1 pseudogene is annotated in these 310 nt (G+C 52.6%); it reads right to left on the bottom strand.

From position 1 onward, the window contains the following. Positions 1-310 (bottom strand): annotated as a pseudogene (locus tag SB765_RS28785) (3-deoxy-8-phosphooctulonate synthase); the annotation flags it as partial.

Raw genomic sequence — 310 nt, 5'->3', positions numbered from 1 at the left:
CTACCGCCATACCGGCTCGTGCCAGCTCAGCCACCTGAGCACGACGACCGCCGGAAGCTGCGCCAAAAGGATCGCGGCATTGCAGTGCGTGGGTCACGTCGAAAATCACCGGCTAGTTACCAGACACTTTCTTCATAATGCTGAAGCCCAGCATATCGACAACCAGGTTGTCATAGCCGAAGTTAGCACCGCGATCGCAAAGAATCACTTTTTCGTTGCCGCCTTCTTTGAATTTATCAACGATATTACCCATCTGTCCCGGGCTGACAAACTGTGGTTTCTTGACGTTAATTACCGCACCGGTTTTCGC

It is taken from the genome of Pseudomonas sp. SIMBA_067 (assembly GCF_046534675.1).
In the GTDB taxonomy this organism is placed as follows: Bacteria; Pseudomonadota; Gammaproteobacteria; order Pseudomonadales; family Pseudomonadaceae; genus Aquipseudomonas; species Aquipseudomonas putida.
The sequence above is the reverse complement of the archived record's forward strand: the minus strand, read 5'-3'. Positions and strand labels throughout refer to the sequence as shown.